18 protein-coding genes are annotated in these 16,877 nt (G+C 58.2%); 15 read left to right on the top strand and 3 right to left on the bottom strand.

The window, feature by feature from the left end; genetic code table 11:
- A partial coding sequence (locus AWB78_RS48810) for a hypothetical protein (RefSeq protein ID WP_232478051.1) occupies positions 1 to 213 on the top strand: 213 nt, incomplete at its 5' end.
- Positions 214 to 629: 416 nt separating this feature from the next.
- Here the strand turns inward: AWB78_RS48810 and AWB78_RS47090 are convergent.
- The gene (locus AWB78_RS47090) at positions 630 to 998 is read right to left on the bottom strand and encodes a hypothetical protein (RefSeq protein WP_157697775.1); all 369 of its coding nucleotides are present in this window, start codon (positions 996 to 998) and stop codon (positions 630 to 632) included.
- A gap of 739 nt (positions 999 to 1,737) precedes the next feature.
- On the opposite strand from AWB78_RS47090, the gene AWB78_RS38625 reads away from it, so the two are divergent.
- Both AWB78_RS38625 and AWB78_RS38620 read left to right on the top strand, forming a co-directional pair.
- Entirely contained in the window at positions 1,738 to 2,454 is a 717-nt protein-coding gene (locus AWB78_RS38625) for a hypothetical protein (protein WP_157697774.1), read from the top strand.
- A gap of 228 nt (positions 2,455 to 2,682) precedes the next feature.
- On the top strand, positions 2,683 to 3,582 hold the full coding sequence (locus tag AWB78_RS38620) for a hypothetical protein (protein WP_157697773.1): 900 nt from the start codon (positions 2,683 to 2,685) through the stop codon (positions 3,580 to 3,582).
- 469 nt (positions 3,583 to 4,051) lie between these two features.
- On the opposite strand, the gene AWB78_RS38615 is transcribed toward AWB78_RS38620, so the two are convergent.
- The gene (locus AWB78_RS38615) at positions 4,052 to 4,567 is read right to left on the bottom strand and encodes a competence protein CoiA family protein (protein ID WP_157697772.1); all 516 of its coding nucleotides are present in this window, start codon (positions 4,565 to 4,567) and stop codon (positions 4,052 to 4,054) included.
- A gap of 315 nt (positions 4,568 to 4,882) precedes the next feature.
- On the opposite strand from AWB78_RS38615, the gene AWB78_RS38610 reads away from it, so the two are divergent.
- The 7 genes from AWB78_RS38610 to AWB78_RS38585 all read left to right on the top strand — a co-directional run bounded on the left by AWB78_RS38610 (position 4,883) and on the right by AWB78_RS38585 (position 10,427).
- Positions 4,883 to 5,137 (top strand): type II toxin-antitoxin system Phd/YefM family antitoxin, encoded by a 255-nt coding sequence (locus AWB78_RS38610; protein WP_063959088.1) that lies wholly within the window; start codon positions 4,883 to 4,885, stop codon positions 5,135 to 5,137.
- Positions 5,125 to 5,547, top strand: a complete 423-nt coding sequence (locus tag AWB78_RS38605; RefSeq protein ID WP_082883589.1) for a type II toxin-antitoxin system VapC family toxin — start codon at positions 5,125 to 5,127, stop codon at positions 5,545 to 5,547. The genes AWB78_RS38610 and AWB78_RS38605 overlap by 13 nt, the downstream gene beginning before the upstream one ends.
- A 456-nt stretch (positions 5,548 to 6,003) precedes the next feature.
- The gene (locus tag AWB78_RS38600) at positions 6,004 to 7,029 is read left to right on the top strand and encodes an AAA family ATPase (RefSeq protein WP_062612007.1); all 1,026 of its coding nucleotides are present in this window, start codon (positions 6,004 to 6,006) and stop codon (positions 7,027 to 7,029) included.
- Positions 7,007 to 9,502 carry a S8 family peptidase gene (locus AWB78_RS38595; protein WP_062611999.1) on the top strand — a complete coding sequence of 832 codons (2,496 nt, stop codon included), beginning with the start codon at positions 7,007 to 7,009 and terminating at the stop codon, positions 9,500 to 9,502. Before AWB78_RS38600 ends, AWB78_RS38595 begins: the two co-directional genes overlap by 23 nt.
- 136 nt (positions 9,503 to 9,638) lie before the next feature.
- Positions 9,639 to 9,773 (top strand): hypothetical protein, encoded by a 135-nt coding sequence (locus tag AWB78_RS49450; protein WP_269768966.1) that lies wholly within the window; start codon positions 9,639 to 9,641, stop codon positions 9,771 to 9,773.
- A gap of 169 nt (positions 9,774 to 9,942) precedes the next feature.
- Positions 9,943 to 10,140 carry a type II toxin-antitoxin system RelB family antitoxin gene (relB, locus tag AWB78_RS38590; protein ID WP_063959089.1) on the top strand — a complete coding sequence of 66 codons (198 nt, stop codon included), beginning with the start codon at positions 9,943 to 9,945 and terminating at the stop codon, positions 10,138 to 10,140.
- Positions 10,137 to 10,427, top strand: a complete 291-nt coding sequence (locus tag AWB78_RS38585; RefSeq protein ID WP_063959087.1) for a type II toxin-antitoxin system RelE/ParE family toxin — start codon at positions 10,137 to 10,139, stop codon at positions 10,425 to 10,427. The genes relB and AWB78_RS38585 overlap by 4 nt, the downstream gene beginning before the upstream one ends.
- Here the strand turns inward: AWB78_RS38585 and AWB78_RS49935 are convergent.
- Positions 10,390 to 10,872 carry a ProQ/FinO family protein gene (locus tag AWB78_RS49935; RefSeq protein ID WP_074173651.1) on the bottom strand — a complete coding sequence of 161 codons (483 nt, stop codon included), beginning with the start codon at positions 10,870 to 10,872 and terminating at the stop codon, positions 10,390 to 10,392. The genes AWB78_RS38585 and AWB78_RS49935 overlap by 38 nt on opposite strands.
- Before the next feature lie 349 nt (positions 10,873 to 11,221).
- On the opposite strand from AWB78_RS49935, the gene AWB78_RS38580 reads away from it, so the two are divergent.
- The 5 genes from AWB78_RS38580 to AWB78_RS47905 form a co-directional block, all read left to right on the top strand.
- A complete protein-coding gene (locus AWB78_RS38580) occupies positions 11,222 to 11,440 on the top strand; it encodes a hypothetical protein (RefSeq protein ID WP_062612015.1) in 219 nt (72 codons plus the stop codon).
- 304 nt (positions 11,441 to 11,744) lie between these two features.
- Positions 11,745 to 12,971 (top strand): Fic family protein, encoded by a 1,227-nt coding sequence (locus tag AWB78_RS38575; RefSeq protein WP_232478050.1) that lies wholly within the window; start codon positions 11,745 to 11,747, stop codon positions 12,969 to 12,971.
- Positions 12,968 to 14,308, top strand: a complete 1,341-nt coding sequence (locus AWB78_RS38570) for an NACHT domain-containing protein (RefSeq protein ID WP_062611997.1) — start codon at positions 12,968 to 12,970, stop codon at positions 14,306 to 14,308. Before AWB78_RS38575 ends, AWB78_RS38570 begins: the two co-directional genes overlap by 4 nt.
- A 5-nt stretch (positions 14,309 to 14,313) precedes the next feature.
- On the top strand, positions 14,314 to 16,677 hold the full coding sequence (locus AWB78_RS38565) for a hypothetical protein (RefSeq protein WP_157697771.1): 2,364 nt from the start codon (positions 14,314 to 14,316) through the stop codon (positions 16,675 to 16,677).
- 18 nt (positions 16,678 to 16,695) lie between these two features.
- Positions 16,696 to 16,877 (top strand): hypothetical protein (locus AWB78_RS47905; RefSeq protein WP_198399435.1); only part of this gene is annotated, 182 nt, incomplete at its 3' end.

Raw genomic sequence — 16,877 nt, 5'->3', positions numbered from 1 at the left:
TCACCGAGCGCCTCGGTCAGGATCGCGCAAAAAAAAACCGCGCTCGACCAGAAGCGTCTTTCCTACCCGAAGGTTACATCCCTCGCGGCAGCCCGGCGAGTCCAGCGACACGTGCCTGACTCCATTTCGACGTTGCGACTACTCATCGCCCACGCGATCACCAGCAAGCTTCCTCGCTGTCCGTGTTGCTGGGAGATCAGGTTAAATTTATGACACAGTGAGACTAGTAGGCGCTGATTCATCAAATCGAGTCGGAAGTCCTCTCTGACGTTTCGTCCGCGGGCAAACATAGCGCTCGAATGCTAGGCATGTTGCGGGCTTCTCCCGCGATGGGCTATCCGAAGGACGGCCGACCGGTCTCGTTTGAGGGACACAATGTTATTTGGCGCTATTTGCGCCGAGTGGAATCGCGTCAACTAAGGACTGGAAACCGATGCACTCATGCCCAGCAGTTTTACTCACTGGCGGCGTAGCAATCCTACCTATATTGCTATTTGTTCGCCATCTTGCCCTTACCGCGACAAAACCACATGCTGGACCACCGGTAGGAAACACTCCGGCAAGCGCGTGCGATTTATTTCAGTGCGTCTGCGGTGACGGTATACTTGAGGGCATCAGATCTGATGGCGTCAGAAAAATCCTTTATTTTCAACGATGTTCGCGTGAAAAAGAATCGTTAAATGTTTGTATATGCCCGCCGACGCGGTGATGCACGGCCCCCGATCAAAACCCTCGAAGAACTGGCTATGAAGAAAGCTTCGGCTTGCGATGTCGGCAACGCAGACGTTTTTCCATTCAGCATCAACCGAACCTGATGAAAAGCAAGCGTAGTGTTGCAAAGCAGGCCAAAAGCCCGAAGCTGTCTCGTACCTACGCGCCGGACCATATGGCGCCTGCCGATTGGCAGCGTGCATTGCGCCAGCAATTCGGTCGCGAGCAAGCGTGGTCTTTTTTGTTCCAAAATATGCAGAATAACTGCGCAGTTCGTCGGCTGACACGTGGTGTCCCGGACGATGAGCGAGCATTCCGGGTTGTCACGCGTCATGATGGTTTGTTCGCGTTTCAGATGGGCACACGTGTCAGTATCTGCGGTATGGCATTCTCAATGCTTAGCGCCAGATTGCCGTGACGGGCGGGTTCATAATCGTCGCGCCGGAGATTGTCCGCAACGGCTCACAACCGGTGTACAGCCGTCTAAAGGCTCACGACGGGGTCCCTGAGGTCCATGCCCGCAGCGTGGAGGACGCCTTGCGGTTGCCGGGATGCGCACGTAAAAGGCGTAATCACGCGGCAAGGGCACTCGCAGAAGACGACGACCTGGTCGTTGTTGATGGGGGACGCGATGGTACGGCCTACATTAACTCGACAATGCGGTAAGACGAATTTGTCAGACGCCCAGGGCGTGGATTCACTGGAGTCCCTTCACGCGCGCTGCCGCTGTTTGGCCGGTTTAACTCAGCCATGACTATCCGATGACGAACCATGTCTAAAGTCTCTCTCACCCCCAACGGAATCGCACCCGCCGGGGAGCACGCGCTCACTCGTCAAGAGACCGGCAAGATCGGCTCAATAAACAAGCGGTCCGTCTCTCCTTCAGGAGGGCAAGAATCGCTTAGCCAGCTTCCCTGCTTGGATGGCCGGCGCGGGTCCCCCTCAAAGTTTGGCTCGCCAACATCGAGGCTTGTCGCCGTCAATGCGCAGGCAAACCCTTGGCCCAACTATGATCTCGATGAGATCTTGAATGCGCTCAAGGAAGCGCCGGTTAAGCCCGCGCCTGAATCCGCGAAGTCCGTAGAAGGCGAGACCGCTGCGTCGGATGTCAAGCACAATGGGATTGCGAAGCATCCGCGCTCGCCGTTCCCCGAGTTGGCGCTCAACTATGCAGCTGCATTAATGGCTGAAGAATTGCCGGAACTGTTTGCTCCGCCTCAGGCGTCCTGTCTCGGCTCAACCGTTGCGGCAACGCAAGCGCAGATGAGGGCGGCGTACAAGCTGGAAAACCAGTTTCGTAGCGCACCGCTGCCATCAACGCTCAAGCCGCGGATCAAGCAGAGGTTGGCTGAATGGCTCGAGAAGGAGCGCGCCTTGCTCAAAAAGCAGCGCGACTTGGGCAAACCCAAGAAGCCAGACGCAGACAAGCCGGGCGCGCTGAAGGCGGACGATACGGCCGCGCTGATTAGGGCGCAAGCCAAGCTGAGGCAGGCCGGCGAAGTGAATGATCCAGAGTTGAAGTTGCGCCTGTTGCAGGTGGGCGCCTTGTGCCATCGAAACGCCCATCACGGCGTAAATCGAGGGGGAGTCGATTGGGGATCGCACCGTGACGCGGTTGGGAAAGCTTACGAAGTGGCGATTCGGCATGCGCATGCGTTGGCAAAACAGCGAGACAAAAGCGTCGCCGATGATCTATTGGCCCAGATACAGAATGATTGCAAGCAGTTGTCTATCAAACCTTGAAGCGCGTAGCCGGAGTGCTTGTCGAGACGTGCGGCCAAATGGCGTGGCCAAACCACCCGTTGAGCCGGATGCGCGGTCTGAGTGCCGCCAAGGCGCCGCTGCAGCAAGGCGGCCAGTGCCGCGCGAGTTGGGAAAAGGCACGGGGCGTGATGCCTGCGCGTCGGATGAGCGTTTGGCAAGCAACTGCAACCCAGTCAATTTATTTCCTCCGCGAATTCGACGGACATCATGAATTTAAGTTACAAATTAGTTAATCCCTACCAGAATCCCTATCTTAATGATCCGCCGCCGTCCAACGTCAAACAATCTTTGTGCGATTCGCGCAAAAGCACCGGGGCTCCCCTTGGCGTGCTAAGTGGGCTGCCTAATAATAAAACCGCGTTCCTCTCGACGCAGCAACGGAGCGCGCGCACCGATGAAGAGATCAAAGCGGCTGACGAAGCGGCACTTCAATGGGCGATCGAAGAATCGCGCAAAACTTACGCCGCAGAGACTCGCCAGCAAGCTCGCAGGGCGCTTTCATCTCATGCAAAGAGCGCTTCCTCGGATTTTAAGACGCATGCCGCCTTGCCGGAGAAGGACAAGGTGGACGGCGCGTGGATGAGCGCATTTCTGCACCGCTATGCGCAGATGAGCGATGATGAGCGCGCGAGTACCCACAAGGCGCTGAGCGAAAAATTCAGTATTTTCTGGAAACCCGAGGAAGGGGTGTTCAAGCGCATCTCGATCGAACAAGAGCCAGCAGCAGTCAGCAGGAATCTCGCGAAGCTGTGCGATTGGCTAACTGCTTTTCAGCATGACAGTTCCAATATAGATGAGTCGCTCTCGGCTATCGAAGTTGCGCAAGGCACGCGTGGACCGAACAATCGACTGACAAAGGATGGCCCGCCTGATTCGGACGCGGAGATCCAGGCGTCGTTGCGTCAGCTGTTTCCCAAACCTGTCCATGGAGTCACGATTGAGTGGTGCGGCGGCGAGTTTGTGGTGAAGGAAGAGCCCGAGGTGGAGAAACCCGAGGCGAATAAGCAAAGCGCTGATGCGGTCTTTGATATGGATCGTGCTCACACCATCCAGGCGTTCAGCGAAATTTGCGCCGCGTTGAACATGGGCGTGCGCACGAACGGATAGGCATGATTCTGACGCCCTTGTGCGCCGCGCTCGCCATCGATCGATTAGCCGGATCGCCCCTGCACTACGCTTCGGGTCGGCCTTCTCCCCGCACCTCGCGATGAGGGTCCGCGTGTGCCAACCGTGATTCGAAGTCTGGTTTACAGGAAGAGGGGCCGATTCGCGACATCCGAGCGTGTTCCTCACGCTCACGATCCGGAAACTGCTCTTCGCTGATCCAGACGCACCGGCCAGTCACCAACCCACGTAATTGAACACCATGCGTGTGATGGTTTGCGTGGCCGGAGTGTAAGCGTCGATGCTCGCGGTCCCGATCAGCCTGAGTACCCGACGGCGGGTGTCACCGACAATCAAGAACTAGGAGGACTGCGACATGCACCGACCACTTCGTTTCAAAGCGCACGACGGTGCGTATCCGTGCCGCCGAGTTGCAGCGGCTGTGGGCATCGCACTCTCGCTCCAAACCGGTCTATGCCAAAGCGCATCGGCTCAGGAAAACTACTTTCGCATCCAGTAAGGCAGATCGGCCAGTTTCTCGACGCCGATCACCTAGTACAACGCGACGACCCGATCGACCTGACTTGATGGCGATCTGGATGACCAGCGGTCCGGCCAGCGTCTCGGCAAAGAAATCTACGGGGATTCCATCGACGTTGGTGCACACCGACGCTTCGCCCCACTCTTCAATCATGTGGCGCTTGCCGTGCCCAATACCATGCTGTGTCAGCGCGGGAGCGTCGACGAACCTGCTTTCAGCAAGCAGTTGCAACGCCGCCGCGTGCAGCGCGTGCAGTGCACAAAGCTCGCAGGCGACAGGACGCGCGTGCCGGAAGTAGGCCTGGGAAGCGTCTTGACGACACAGGGTGACCTCGCAACCGCAGCCGGCGCAATGGAAAATCGCCGGGCCAACGGACGGCAGGTCGCTCGCCGCGACCACCTGGCCCGCTGCGTTCCTGGCGAAAGCCATGTGCGAATTTGAAGCCATTCGATGTCCTTCGGGAACCACGAGGCGGAGACTCGGCGCGAGTCCGATTGTGCTTGATTTCTACCACATAATGAGAATTGGATACGACACGGTCACGAGAATCCGACCGATTATGCTGCTCGGGTGTTGTGTTTCCATCCGGACTAATCTCTCCCTGCCAGGAGCCGTTCTCAACCGCAGTCAGCCCGGCAAGCCACGCTCCATGCGTGATGAGTTGCATACCGTCCGTACGAAGGCGCGCACCGTTCAATCGTCCGGACTGGACAAAAATACGCAAATTACGTAAAATACGTATTATCCTAGCCGGAGGTCTCCATGACTACTGTAACCGCCACCGATCTTGCCCGGCGCACGAATCAGGTGCTCGACGCCTTGGCCCGGGGCGAGTCGGTCACGATCACGCGCAATAACACCGTGCTCGGCACAATCAATCCTCCCGCGCGGGCTGTCACGCTTCGTGAAGCCTTCGAGCGACTGCCCAAGATGTCGCCCGACGTTGCCGAGCGCTACAAGGCCGATATCCGTAACGCCGATTTCGACGACGAGGTGCGTGATCCGTGGCAGAAGTAATCGTTGATACCTGTGTTTGGATCGATGTCAGTAAGGGCATCCTCGACGTTGACGCGATCTACAACCTCGCTGGGTCTGAACTGGTCCATGTCTCGGCGATCTCGCTAGGGGAATTGGAATTCGGCGCGCAGCTCCCAAGCGACCCGCGCGAACGAGCAGAGCGCACAGCATTTCTCCGCGCCGTCGAACGGATGTCGGTGCTCGCAGTGACGCGCGAGACCGCCCAGTCATTCGGTCTGCTCGCGACCATGATGAAGGTGGCGGGTCGTAATCCGCGCCCGCGTTATAACGATCTCTGGATCGCCGCTCAGGCCCACGAACATCGTCTGCCGCTTCTCACTGGCAATCCTGACGATTTTCGCGCGCTCGACGTGATCGAAGTCATCGAAGCGCCGAAGGCGGCTAATTGAACACAGGCGTCGCACGGTTCACTCCGATGGCGCGTTTTTATTGTCCATCGACTCACGGTTACTTGGTTTTCGGGAGACACGCCGCCTGAATTTGAGTTACTGTGAATAAATCATGCAGCATAGAGGGCGTCTGGGACAGATGTCACTCCATCCATTTGCTTGGTCACCGATCGACGGGTCGGGGTGCATGATTTGGTCAATCCGATTCCCGCAAATTTTGTATTTATCAAAAAAAAATCATGCAACGACGGCACACTCCTGTCGTCGGGTGCGGGTTGCTGTGTTAGCTGCATGATGAAAAGACGATCATTAAGATTATGTAAAATTGTTCCGACGATGTACCTCTGGCGACCGCTGTAGCGCAGACAGAATCCGCGGCGCGTACTGTGCATTTATACAGCACTTAGGTCTTTGCTGAGCGGTAGAATATCGGCTGCACCCCATCCAACGAAAACCATGGCCAGCGCAGACCAACTCAAAGCGCTTGTGAAATCCCACATCAACCGTGACGACGGTCAATTTTACTCCGTCGCAATGCAGGTCGCCGCTCACGAGGCGAAGGTGGGACACGGCAAGCTTGCCGAGGAACTGCGCGACATGATCGACGCAGCGAAGGCGCTCGCCCCTGCGGGTGGCGGAAAACTCGTTCCTATAGCTCGCCCTAGGGGCGAATTGGCGAACCTGCTTCACGTCAGCCACCCGAAGAATCGCATTGCCGACATGGTTCTAGACAATCAAGTCCAAGCACAGCTCGAACGAATCATGCAGGAGCAAAGACTGTTCGCGCGTCTGCGGGAGCATGGATTGTCACCCCGTCGCAAACTCCTTCTGGTCGGCCCGCCAGGCACTGGGAAGACAATGACCGCTTCTGTCCTCGCGGGTGAGCTTGGCATTCCCCTGTTTCTTGTCCGTCTGGATGCACTGATTACAAAATTCATGGGAGAGACCGCCGCCAAGCTGCGGCAGGTATTCGATGCGATCGCAGACTTGCGGGGAGTCTATTTCTTTGACGAATTCGATGCTATAGGATCGCAAAGGGGACTTGCGAACGACGTTGGAGAAATCCGCCGCATCCTGAACAGCTTCCTGCAAATGATTGAGCAGGATCAATCCAACAGCCTCATTATCGCAGCGACGAATCACCCTGAGATACTCGACTACGCACTATTCCGGCGGTTTGATGATGTTATCGAATATCACCTCCCCACCCCGGCACAGGCATCCGAGCTTATCCGGGCGAGGATGGGCGGATTTGCTCCGAAGCCATTTCCGGCAAAAGCGATTATGGGCGAAGCGGACGGGTTGAGTTACGCGGAAATACGACGAGCTGTCGACGAGGCCATCAAGTACGCGGTCATGCACGATGAGGCTAAGGTCAGCTCAAGCTCCTTAGGCCGCGCATTGGCCGAGCGGCGGCGCCTTAGCGAGAAACTAAAACATAACAAGCAAACGAGCAAAAATGTCGGATCCGCAGGTACCTGATAGACGACAGCATTTCATACTTCGTGATACATCAAAACCGCTCGACTACACGGCACATAGTTCTGGCGGCGGCGAGAAAAGAGCTGTACCCGACTTGCCACGAAAGCAACACGGCGAATCGCTACAGGCCCAGCTTCACGCACTTGAACCGATTGCGCAGGCGAGTTCCGAGATACAGCGGCAACTCGAACTTCAAAGCGGTTTAGGCCTCCAGATCCAGTTCGTTGGCCAGCCAGACGTGGAAATGGCGTTTCAGAGCCTAGCCAACGACACAAAAAAAATTGAACTGCTTAGCGTCTATCGCGATGGTGAGACTACCTACGCCAATGTATTTGTTCCTGACGGGCAACTTGTCCACTTCGAAAAATATGTCGCAGAGTACCTCGACGAGAAGAAAGATAGAAATGGAAACGCTCGCGACCACAAAACTCTGCTGAATACGATCTCATCCATTCGCGCTGCGGAAGTCCGCGCATTATGGACCGATGAACCGGCGCTTCTTCCCGCGAATGCAAATGAGCCGTTTTGGTGGGAAGTTTGGCTACCGGTTCGGTCATCACGTCAGGCCGTCGTTGAGGACTTTAAGCGACTTGCTGCGCTGTCTGGGTGCGTTGTTACTGATGTGCAGGCCAACTTTCCAGAGAGAACTGTGCTCCTGATGCATGGATCGGAACACCAGTTTTCCCAATCCGTCATGTCGTTGAATTGCGTTGCAGAATTGCGGCGAGCCAAAGACACTGCCGAATTTTTTGACGGCATGGCTCCCGTTGAACAACGAGAATGGCTGGACGCCATGCTCGGGCTTGTACAGTACCCCGCCGAAGACGACGAGGTGCCTCGAATTTGCCTCCTTGATTCAGGCGTAAACCGAGGCCATCCCCTGCTGACACCACTGATGTCCGCCGGCGATACGCATACCGTTGAGCCTGCCTGGGGAACCGATGATGTGGCGAATCACGGTACCGGCCTAGCCGGTTTGGCTGCATACGGCGACATGACCGAGGCGCTCGCATCGGCACTCCCGATTCCAATGACTCACAGGCTGGAATCCGTGAAACTGACGCCGGGAGAAGGTGCGAACGAAGGCGACGCGCGTCATCATGCATACCTGTTTGCAGAAGCAGTCAGTCGCCCAGAAATTGCTGCGCCTAATCGCCCACGTGTTTTCACCTCGGCAGTCAGTGCATCCGACTATCGGGACCGTGGCCGCCCGTCGTCATGGTCGGCCGCGGTCGATCGCCTTGCTTCCGACGTCGATGGAGCCGGCGAGTTTCCGCGTCTGTTTGTTCTCGCCGCGGGCAACACGCGCGAGCATCACGCATGGACCGAATATCCTGCCAGCCTTTCAACCAACTTGATTCATGATCCGGGACAGGCATGGAATGCAATTACCGTCGGGGCATTCACGGAAAAGACCAATACCGAAATTGCAACGGTTGAAGCCATTGCTTCTGAAGGTGGCCTGAGCCCTTTCACGTCGACATCGTGCACCTGGGACAGCGCCTGGCCCTTAAAACCAGACGTGGTTCTAGAGGGTGGAAACGTAGGGAGAGACGATTTCGGAGCAGCCGGTCTTCCAAGTCTCAACTTGCTGACGACACATCATCGGTCCCTTGAGCGCCTCTTTACCACCACGAATGCTACCAGCGCGGCGTCGGCACTCGCGGCTCGAATGGCAGCTCAGTTGATGGCTGCATACCCGCAACTACGTCCTGAAACAGTCAGGGCGCTGATTGTTCACTCGGCCGAGTGGACTACCGGCATGCGAGATATGTTTCTTCCTGCAGAAGGGAGGCCGACAAAGCAAGAGTATGCTCGCTTGATTCGACACTGCGGATGGGGTGTTCCAGACTTGGAACGGGCAATATGGAGCGTGGGCAACTCGCTCACACTCGTGGTCGAAGACGTGATCCATCCCTACGCAAAAGAAAAAGGAAAAGGGGTGGTCACGAACCACATGAATCTCCATGCTTTACCATGGCCGCGTGAGGAACTCGAAGCCCTCCAGGCTGCCAAGGTCCAAATGCGGGTAACGCTGTCGTACTTCATTGAGCCGAACCCCTCCGCGCGGGGGGCGTCGTCAAAATTTCACTACCCTTCGCACCGACTGAGATTCGACGTTCAACGCCCACTAGACGCGTCAACCGACGACTTCGTCGCTAGGATCAATGCTGCCGCTGTGAGTGAAGACAATGGCGACCCGGTAAATCCCAAAGATCCAGATTGGTACCTTGGTGATCGCCAACGCCATCGTGGTTCCCTGCATCAAGATGTGTGGGAAGGTACGGCGGCGGATCTGGCGAGCCGCGGCTTCATCGCGGTATATCCCTCGTCTGGGTGGTGGCGCACTCGCCCTGCCCTCGAACGTTACGGATTGCCTGCGAGATACAGCCTGCTAATATCTCTGCGCACAGAGCAGCTTGATGTTGACCTCTACAGCGCAATCGCGAACAAGGTTGCGCTCGAAATCTAGAATAATAACTTTGGGAACACTGTAGGCGCGGCGTGGGAGATTCACTGACCGCCGCGTCTCGGGCACAGACTTATGTCAAATTACGTCGGCGAGATTTATGGCGATCGCTTATAGTCGCGCTTCTTCAGGAGAAACCATGACGATGCGCACCTACTACACGCTGGCCTGCCCGTGCGGCGCGACCGGCGCAATCAAGCTCAGCGAAAACGACGCGCCATTCTCGGCGAGCTATGAGTCCTATAGCGTTGAGGGATTCGCTGGTGGTCATTAGAGTGTCGAGCCATCGGCCAAGTCGTGGACCGAAGTGTTTAAGCATTTGAACCCGCGTTTCGAAAGCTGCGGCACGCAGCTGACCGCTGAGCACTTGGAAGACTGAGCGACGACGAAACGCGCCGAGCGAAACGGGCTATCATCAGGGAATGACCAATCAGGTGATTGAAATGGGAACCCGACTCGATCCGTATCTGCACGAGCACGACACTGCCGAAGAAGCCGAAGCCTTCGAGCGCGCCCTACGTGAGCGCGTCGAGCGTGCGCGCAACAGCACGAAGCCGCGCGTGCCGCATGAGCAGGTCATGAAGGAAGCGCGAGCGCTTCTCGATGCGCAGCGCGCGAAGAACGCGAGGAAGCGCGGTTGACCCCACGTCCGATTATCTGGGCCTACGAGGCCCGCGAAATCTTCCTCGAATATCTCTTCTTCATCTCCGAAAAGGACCAAGGCGCAGCCGAGAGGCTTTTCGAGCAGGTTGAAAGATCACTTGAGCCTGTGGCCTACTTTCCCTATTCGGGTCGCCCCGGCCGCGTGCCGGGCACACGCGAGATTGTCTCCCATCCGAACTACATCGCGATCTACGAAGTCCACGATGACTTCATCGAGGTCGTGGACTTCACGCACGCGAAGAAGCTCTACCCGCCCAGCGAATGAAGCGCGTTTTGTGGTCACCGCGGTCGACCGTGTCGATTGTTCGCAATCTGCTCTCGCCTGCGCGCGAGCCGCGCCTTCTCTGACTTGTGCCGTACTCCGCTTCGGCAGTGGAGACAACGCCGGTGATTGCGCCCGTAAGATTCACGCGCGCACTGCCTTCGACGAGACAGGTCCAATAGCGTTGGCCAAGACACCAAAGCTTCACGCCGTTACGAGCGTCTCGATCGCTCAGCCCAAGCGACGCCGCTCGCGCAAGCACGTCCTTGAGAATCCCAACCTTGAGAGGAACCTTTGACGCGGGACTGCGTGGAAAGGCGTGCGGAAAATGTCGTTGCAGCGTTGTAACGGCGCGCGCGACACGCGTCAGCAGACGTTCGCGGAGGCTTTGGTGGCTTCTTGATTTCCCGTGTGACGTCCACTGGCGATGACGTCGAGCGTGAAGCAACTTTTTTGCGGTTCGCGCCTGGGTTCAGCTGTACTTTGAGCGCAGCGAGCTGTTCGAATCCCATCGGGGCGTGCCTGAAATCAGCCGGCTCATTTTACCAGTCGCCTTCAAACATCGCCGCCATCGGTCCGGGCCTCACCGTCACCGCTTTGTCAACCATCGTTGAGACTGCTCGCTCAAATCGTTCTCACCGGCCGCGGTAATTCTGGCTCGGAACAGCGCGATCATCCGGACGCTCGAGTACTTTGACAGCGAGCCTCGGCAACCGACCAAGATAAAAATATCTTGAAAAGTTGGCAGAAACAGTTATGTCAATTGAGGTGCCAAGGTGGCCCCGGACGATGACGATATGGACTTCCCTGACGTCGATGCAATGACGGACGAGGAATACGATGCGTGGTTCCGCAAGGAGGTCGAGCTGGGCCTGGCAGAAGCCGATGCGGGCAACCTGATCCCGCACGAGCAGGTCGTTCGCGAGATGCGAGAGCACATCGAGCGGAGGCGACGCGAACGCGCCGAGAAAAACGGGCTATCATCCTCGAAGCTCCACCCTCCCTCTTCCGCCTAGTGCAACATCCCGTAAATGCCTTTAATAATTATCGGGCTGCAAATAAGGCTGTAAGAGCGTGACGACGAGCTCGGCCATCTCGTCGAGTGAGCCTGTTCCCGGCAGCGGTTCCCATCGGCCGGTGTGGCTGCGAAAGGCGGCACTATAACGCGAGGGGCTTTTGATTTGCGCCCGATTTAGGGCCGCATCGCCCGACCCCTGCAAGAGGATTGGCGAACGCAAACCGGCACAGCAACCGGCATGACATCCGGTTAAAAAGCGTCGGCTCTGTAACAAAAGTCACTGATTTTTTTAGAAAAAATCCATGTCCGATCCGGCATCGTATCCGGTACAATGCTGTATGGATACGACAAGCATGGGACCGATGGTTCCCGAAGAATCATCGTCTCGCCTTCTCGAGGACGACATGTTGGCGCTCGTTGCAGAAGCGAATCGACTAGCGGGCCGAATTCATCCCATCTTGCTAGACTCGATCGGTGACCTTGTCCGCTCCATGAATTGCTATTATTCCAATTTGATCGAAGGTCACGACACCCATCCGCGCGACATCGACCGGGCACTTGCCAACGACTTTTCGACCGAACCCAAGAAGCGTGACCTGCAGAAGGAAGCGGTCGCGCATATACACGTTCAGCGGTTGATCGATACTGGGCGTGACCCCGATGCCTGGCCGGCGTCCGCGGCTTATGCGTCGTGGCTGCATGAAGAGTTTTGCTCACGGCTACCGCCAGAGATGCTGTTCGTTGCCGACGAGAAGACTGGCGCGCGTCTCGAGATCGTTCCCGGTGAATGGCGCAAGCGAGACGTGCAGGTCGGCCGGCACATTCCGCCGCCGCACGAAGATCTGCCTCAATTCATGTCGCGTTTCGATATGGCCTATGGATCGCCGCCGCTCAGCAAGGCCCGGCAACTTCAGGCCGTCGGCGCCGTCCATCATCGCCTGCTTTGGATCCACCCCTTCCTCGACGGCAATGGCCGAGTCGCGAGACTGATGTCCCACGCCCTGTTCAAACGGCTCGAGGTCGGAACCAGCCTTTGGTCAGTGGCGCGGGGCTTGGCGCGCGATGAGGCACGCTACAAAGAGTTGCTCGCGCAGGCCGACAGGCCGCGCGAAGGCGACCTCGACGGGCGTGGCAACCTGACTCAGCGCGGGTTGTTAGAATTCTGTAAATTTTTCCTTGATCGTTCAGTCGATCAAATCCGTTTCATGAGCGGGCTGCTCGATCCGGCGACGCTGCTAACGCGCATCGAAATCCACATCGAAGAGGAGGTGCGGGCGAAGCGACTGCATAAGGGTAGCTTTGCAGTACTGCGCGAAGCAGTGATGCGTGGCGAGGTCGAGCGCTCGCAGATTCCCACGCTTACCGGCTACGAAGAGCGCGGCGCGCGCAATGTCACGGCTGGACTGGTCGACCGGGGGATGCTGACCGCAGCGACCCACCGCGCGCCCCTGCGTCTGGCTTTTCCTGTCGACGTGGCTGAGCGCTGGTTTCCCAATCTCTACCCTGCCAACGCGGGATCGCGGACATGACAGAGAAGATCGTTGAGCTCATCCGGCGGTTTTCGCCGATGTCGTCTCGTTCGAAGGAGTGGGACTTTCTCATGCCCGGCCCGGGCCAGCCTAAACGATGGCATGAAATTGAGGATGAGTTCCGCGTCCTGATAATTGCCGATCCAGGCGCTGGCAAGACATTCGAAGCCCAGAAGCGTGCGCGTCGGATCAAGGAGCGTGGCCGTCACGCCTTTTTCATCCGGATCGAGAAGATCGACGCGACCTTCGACCAGTCGTTTGAGGTTGGCACGGCGGCCGAGTTTGCCGCCTGGCTCGCCTCAACGGACGAGGCTTGGTTCTTCCTTGACTCGGTCGACGAAGCCCAGTTGGAGACGCCGCGCGCGCTGGAGGATGCGGTTCGCATCTTCGGCGCCAAGATTTACGCGGCGCTGGATCGCGCGCGCATCTTTATCACCAGCCGCGAGGATGCTTGGCGGGCGCTACCCGACCAGACACTGATGGAACAGCACCTGCCCTACGGCGAGCCAACGCCTGGTGAAGAGGATGACAACACAAGCCGCGAGAACGATCCTACGCTCAAGCAGTATCGGCTTGCTGGGCTTTCGGAGGACGAGATCGCGCTGTTCGCCGGCCATTATGGCGTGAGCGACGTCACCGAATTCGTCGAAGCGGTGAAACGTGCTAACCTCCTGACCCTCGCCGAGCGTCCCTTCGACCTGAAGGCGCTGATTGGCGTCTGGATTGCCGATCATCGGCTCGGGAGCCGCTTCGAAGTGCTGCAGCGGATGATCGCCCTGCAGATCCAACCGCAGTCGGCCGCATTTGCCTCGGTCCGCCTTAACGCCGCAAAACTGCGGGACGGCGCCCGTATACTGGCAGGCGCGGTGACGATGACTGGCAAGACCGTCATAGGCCTTCCCGCAGGTGTTGACACCGCCGATCGCATCGACCCGCGTACCTTACTGACAGGCTGGGCCGACACCGACATCGACTCGCTCCTCCGCACCGGCCTGTTCGATGACATCGTTTATACCAGCGTCCGGTTTCGCCACCGCGAGATCCGCGAGTTGCTGAGTGCGGAATGGGCAAACGAACTGCTGAATCAGCCCGGCGCCCGTGCACGCGTCGAGGATCTCTTCTTTCGTGAGTGCTATGGCGAGCAAATTATCGTACCGCGGACGCGCCCGATCTTGGCCTGGTTGATCCTGTTTGATGAAACGGTGCGCGACAAAGCCCTCGCCTTGGCCCCGGAGGTCGCGAGCGAAGGCGGCGATCCGTCGCGCCTGCCGCTAACGATCCGTCAAGGCATGCTTCGCAATATCGTCAACCGGATTGCCATCGGAAGGGAAGGATGAGTCTCATGGAAAATAGTGCGATCGAACGCATCGCCGCTCCCGACCTAGCAACCGATGCGTTGGCGCTCCTCAACGAGTATCGAGACAATGACGACGTCATCTTCTTTCTGGGCCGGCTCGTCTGGCAGGGTGAGATGGCGAGCTGTGCGCCGGCACTCTTCGACATCGCTGCCGACACATCGCGCGGCAAATATGCGCGCATCGCCGCGATCCGTGGCGTCATGGCGGTAGGCGATGAAGCACTGAAGGATAAGCTATGGACAACGATCGCCGCGGATCCTGGCCCCTTGGACCGCGCCGTTTTCGCGGAGCTGATCGATTGGGCGGCGCCGACCACGGCTAGCGTGGCTCTGGTACTGCGAACGCTTGCCCACGCGGCACCGCACGAGCGCTTCAACGTGACAGGTTTGACCTCTTCGCTTCACCAGTTCGTCGACAAGTTGCCGGTGATGGCAGACGCAACCGAGGATCATCCACTCGGGCGCCTGGTCGAGGGTCTGAATGGTTTCCTTGATCGCGAGCCCTTTGTAGAGCGTGGTGAATGCCATATCTCGGAAGAATTCATGTGGCTGATGCCCGTCGCCCTACACGCCGTCGATCGCTTGGTCGCGGCACGATCGGCGCAGGCGCTAACGCCGGCGGCGATTGCAGTGCTGTGCAATTTTCCGGCTCTGCAATTTTGGCGGAGCGGCGATGTCGACGATTATAAGAACGCGCTGGACAAGAACGTCCCGCGCTGGCCGGAGCTCAATGATCTCCTCTATTGGAAGTCGATCGCAGTACGCCGCGCGCATAGGGCCGCCAAGGGCGAGACGCTGACCGATGATTGGCGGATAACCCATCTCGGCCATTTCTGGCGGTTTGGCGCGGAGGATTTTGAGCGCTGCCTCGAATGGGTCGCCACTAAGCAGGGGGATGACCGAGCGGTGGCGCTATCGCGCTGTCTCCAAATCTATGTGGATGCCGATCGACCGTCGGCTTGGCTCGCTCCATTGCGCGCAGCGGTCGATGACGACGCGGCGCTTGCCGCGACGCTGGAAACGCGCCTTGATCCGAAGCCATCGCCAGAGATAGTCAGGATGGACGCGGAAGCCCGGCGGTGGAAGCGCAAGAGCGAGAGGCGCGAACGTAAGCAGAAGAAGGACCGCGGCGATTGGGTCCGCGCGCTCATGGCCAATCCCGATCGGGTGTTGCATCCCGCAGGCTTTCAGCCAGGGGAGTTCAGTGGCGATCAATATCATCTGCTTCTCAGTGTCATGGGTAGCGGTGTGAGCACCAGCCGCGAGAACGGGGCGAATTGGCGGACACTGATCCCCGAGTTTGGAGAGCCGGTCGCCCGCGCCTTCCGCGATGCCGCAATCGCGCATTGGCGCGTCTATCGGCCGACCTTGCGATCGGAGGGCGGCGAGACCGGGTCGACGCCCTATTCGCTGATCTTCGCGATGACCGGCCTTGCGATCGAGGCGGCGGAGGACAGCGCCTTTGCGCAACGGCTGACCGAGGAGGAAGCGCGCCACGCTTTTCGTTACGTCACCTGGGAGTTGAACGGCTTTCCAGTATGGTTCGAGACGCTATATCGCGCCTTCCCGGATACCGGGTTCGAGGCCGTGGCAACCGAGCTTGTTTGGGAGCTCGAACATACCGGCGAACACCCGCTCCACCATATTCTGCACGACATTCTCTATCATGCACCGTGGTTGCACGGCGACGTCGCGCCGTTGATCCTAGATTGGCTGGCCGCGCATGATTTGCTCAATGCCGATGCGCTACGCTATTGCCTGAACATCTTGGCGGGGAGCAGTGTTGCCCCCGGCGTTCTCGCAGCGCTTGCGGCGAAGAAAGCCACCAATGCTACCTTGGAGGATCAGCGGCCGCGCTGGTTCGCGCTCTGGGCGGATACCGATTCGGCGACGGCGGTCCCTGCTTTGGAACGTCATCTCGAAGCGCTAGCGACGACCGATGCGTCAATCTTTGCCCAACTGTTTATCGTCGCTCTGCTCGGCGATCGGCACGGCACGGGCACGCGCGTTGGCGCGTATCGCAACGCCAGCGACCTAAAGCGGCTCTATGTTCTGATGCACCGTTACATCCGGACTGACGAGGATATCGATCGCATTGGGAAGGGTGTCTATTCGCCGACACTTCGCGACGATGCGCAGGGCGGTCGCAGCACCTTGTTCAACATGCTCGTCGAGGTGCCCGGCTCTGAGGCCTATGCAGCGATAAAAGCGCTCGAAGAAGAGCATCCCGAGTCCGCTTATCGGCGATGGATGGCGGGGCGGGCGCGTGAGCGTGCGACACGGGATGCCGACGAGCCGCTTTGGACGGTCGAGCAGGTCCGCGAATTCTCGAAAAAGGGCGACAGCTGATGGGCCAGCGCAGAATCTATGCTGTTTGAATCGAATCCAACTCCAGCAGATAAGGCCGCATTGCAGGCCATTGACGACCTTCTCGTGAGTGCCGAGTTCGGCGCAGTCTTGGGGTTATGTGGCCAGTCGGAACATCTCGAAGGTGTCAGGGTCCTGCCTTTCGGTGATGAATTTCGCGAAGAAATTGGTTTTGGCGCAAT

It is taken from the genome of Caballeronia calidae (assembly GCF_900044055.2).
Lineage (GTDB): Bacteria > Pseudomonadota > Gammaproteobacteria > Burkholderiales > Burkholderiaceae > Caballeronia > Caballeronia calidae.
Note: the sequence above shows the minus strand (reverse complement) of the source record. Positions and strands in the feature narration are given on the sequence as shown.

What these genes read in the sequence shown, in the direction of transcription:
- AWB78_RS38620 (WP_157697773.1), top strand. Translation starts at nt 2,683, where the DNA reads ATGAATTTAAGTTACAAATTAGTTAATCCCTACCAGAATCCCTATCTT.
- AWB78_RS38615 (WP_157697772.1), bottom strand. Translation starts at nt 4,567, where the DNA reads ATGGCTTCAAATTCGCACATGGCTTTCGCCAGGAACGCAGCGGGCCAG.
- AWB78_RS38610 (WP_063959088.1), top strand. Translation starts at nt 4,883, where the DNA reads ATGACTACTGTAACCGCCACCGATCTTGCCCGGCGCACGAATCAGGTG.
- AWB78_RS38600 (WP_062612007.1), top strand. Translation starts at nt 6,004, where the DNA reads ATGGCCAGCGCAGACCAACTCAAAGCGCTTGTGAAATCCCACATCAAC.
- AWB78_RS38595 (WP_062611999.1), top strand. Translation starts at nt 7,007, where the DNA reads ATGTCGGATCCGCAGGTACCTGATAGACGACAGCATTTCATACTTCGT.
- AWB78_RS49450 (WP_269768966.1), top strand. Translation starts at nt 9,639, where the DNA reads ATGACGATGCGCACCTACTACACGCTGGCCTGCCCGTGCGGCGCGACC.
- relB (WP_063959089.1), top strand. Translation starts at nt 9,943, where the DNA reads ATGGGAACCCGACTCGATCCGTATCTGCACGAGCACGACACTGCCGAA.
- AWB78_RS38580 (WP_062612015.1), top strand. Translation starts at nt 11,222, where the DNA reads ATGGACTTCCCTGACGTCGATGCAATGACGGACGAGGAATACGATGCG.
- AWB78_RS38575 (WP_232478050.1), top strand. Translation starts at nt 11,745, where the DNA reads ATGTCCGATCCGGCATCGTATCCGGTACAATGCTGTATGGATACGACA.
- AWB78_RS38570 (WP_062611997.1), top strand. Translation starts at nt 12,968, where the DNA reads ATGACAGAGAAGATCGTTGAGCTCATCCGGCGGTTTTCGCCGATGTCG.
- AWB78_RS38565 (WP_157697771.1), top strand. Translation starts at nt 14,314, where the DNA reads ATGGAAAATAGTGCGATCGAACGCATCGCCGCTCCCGACCTAGCAACC.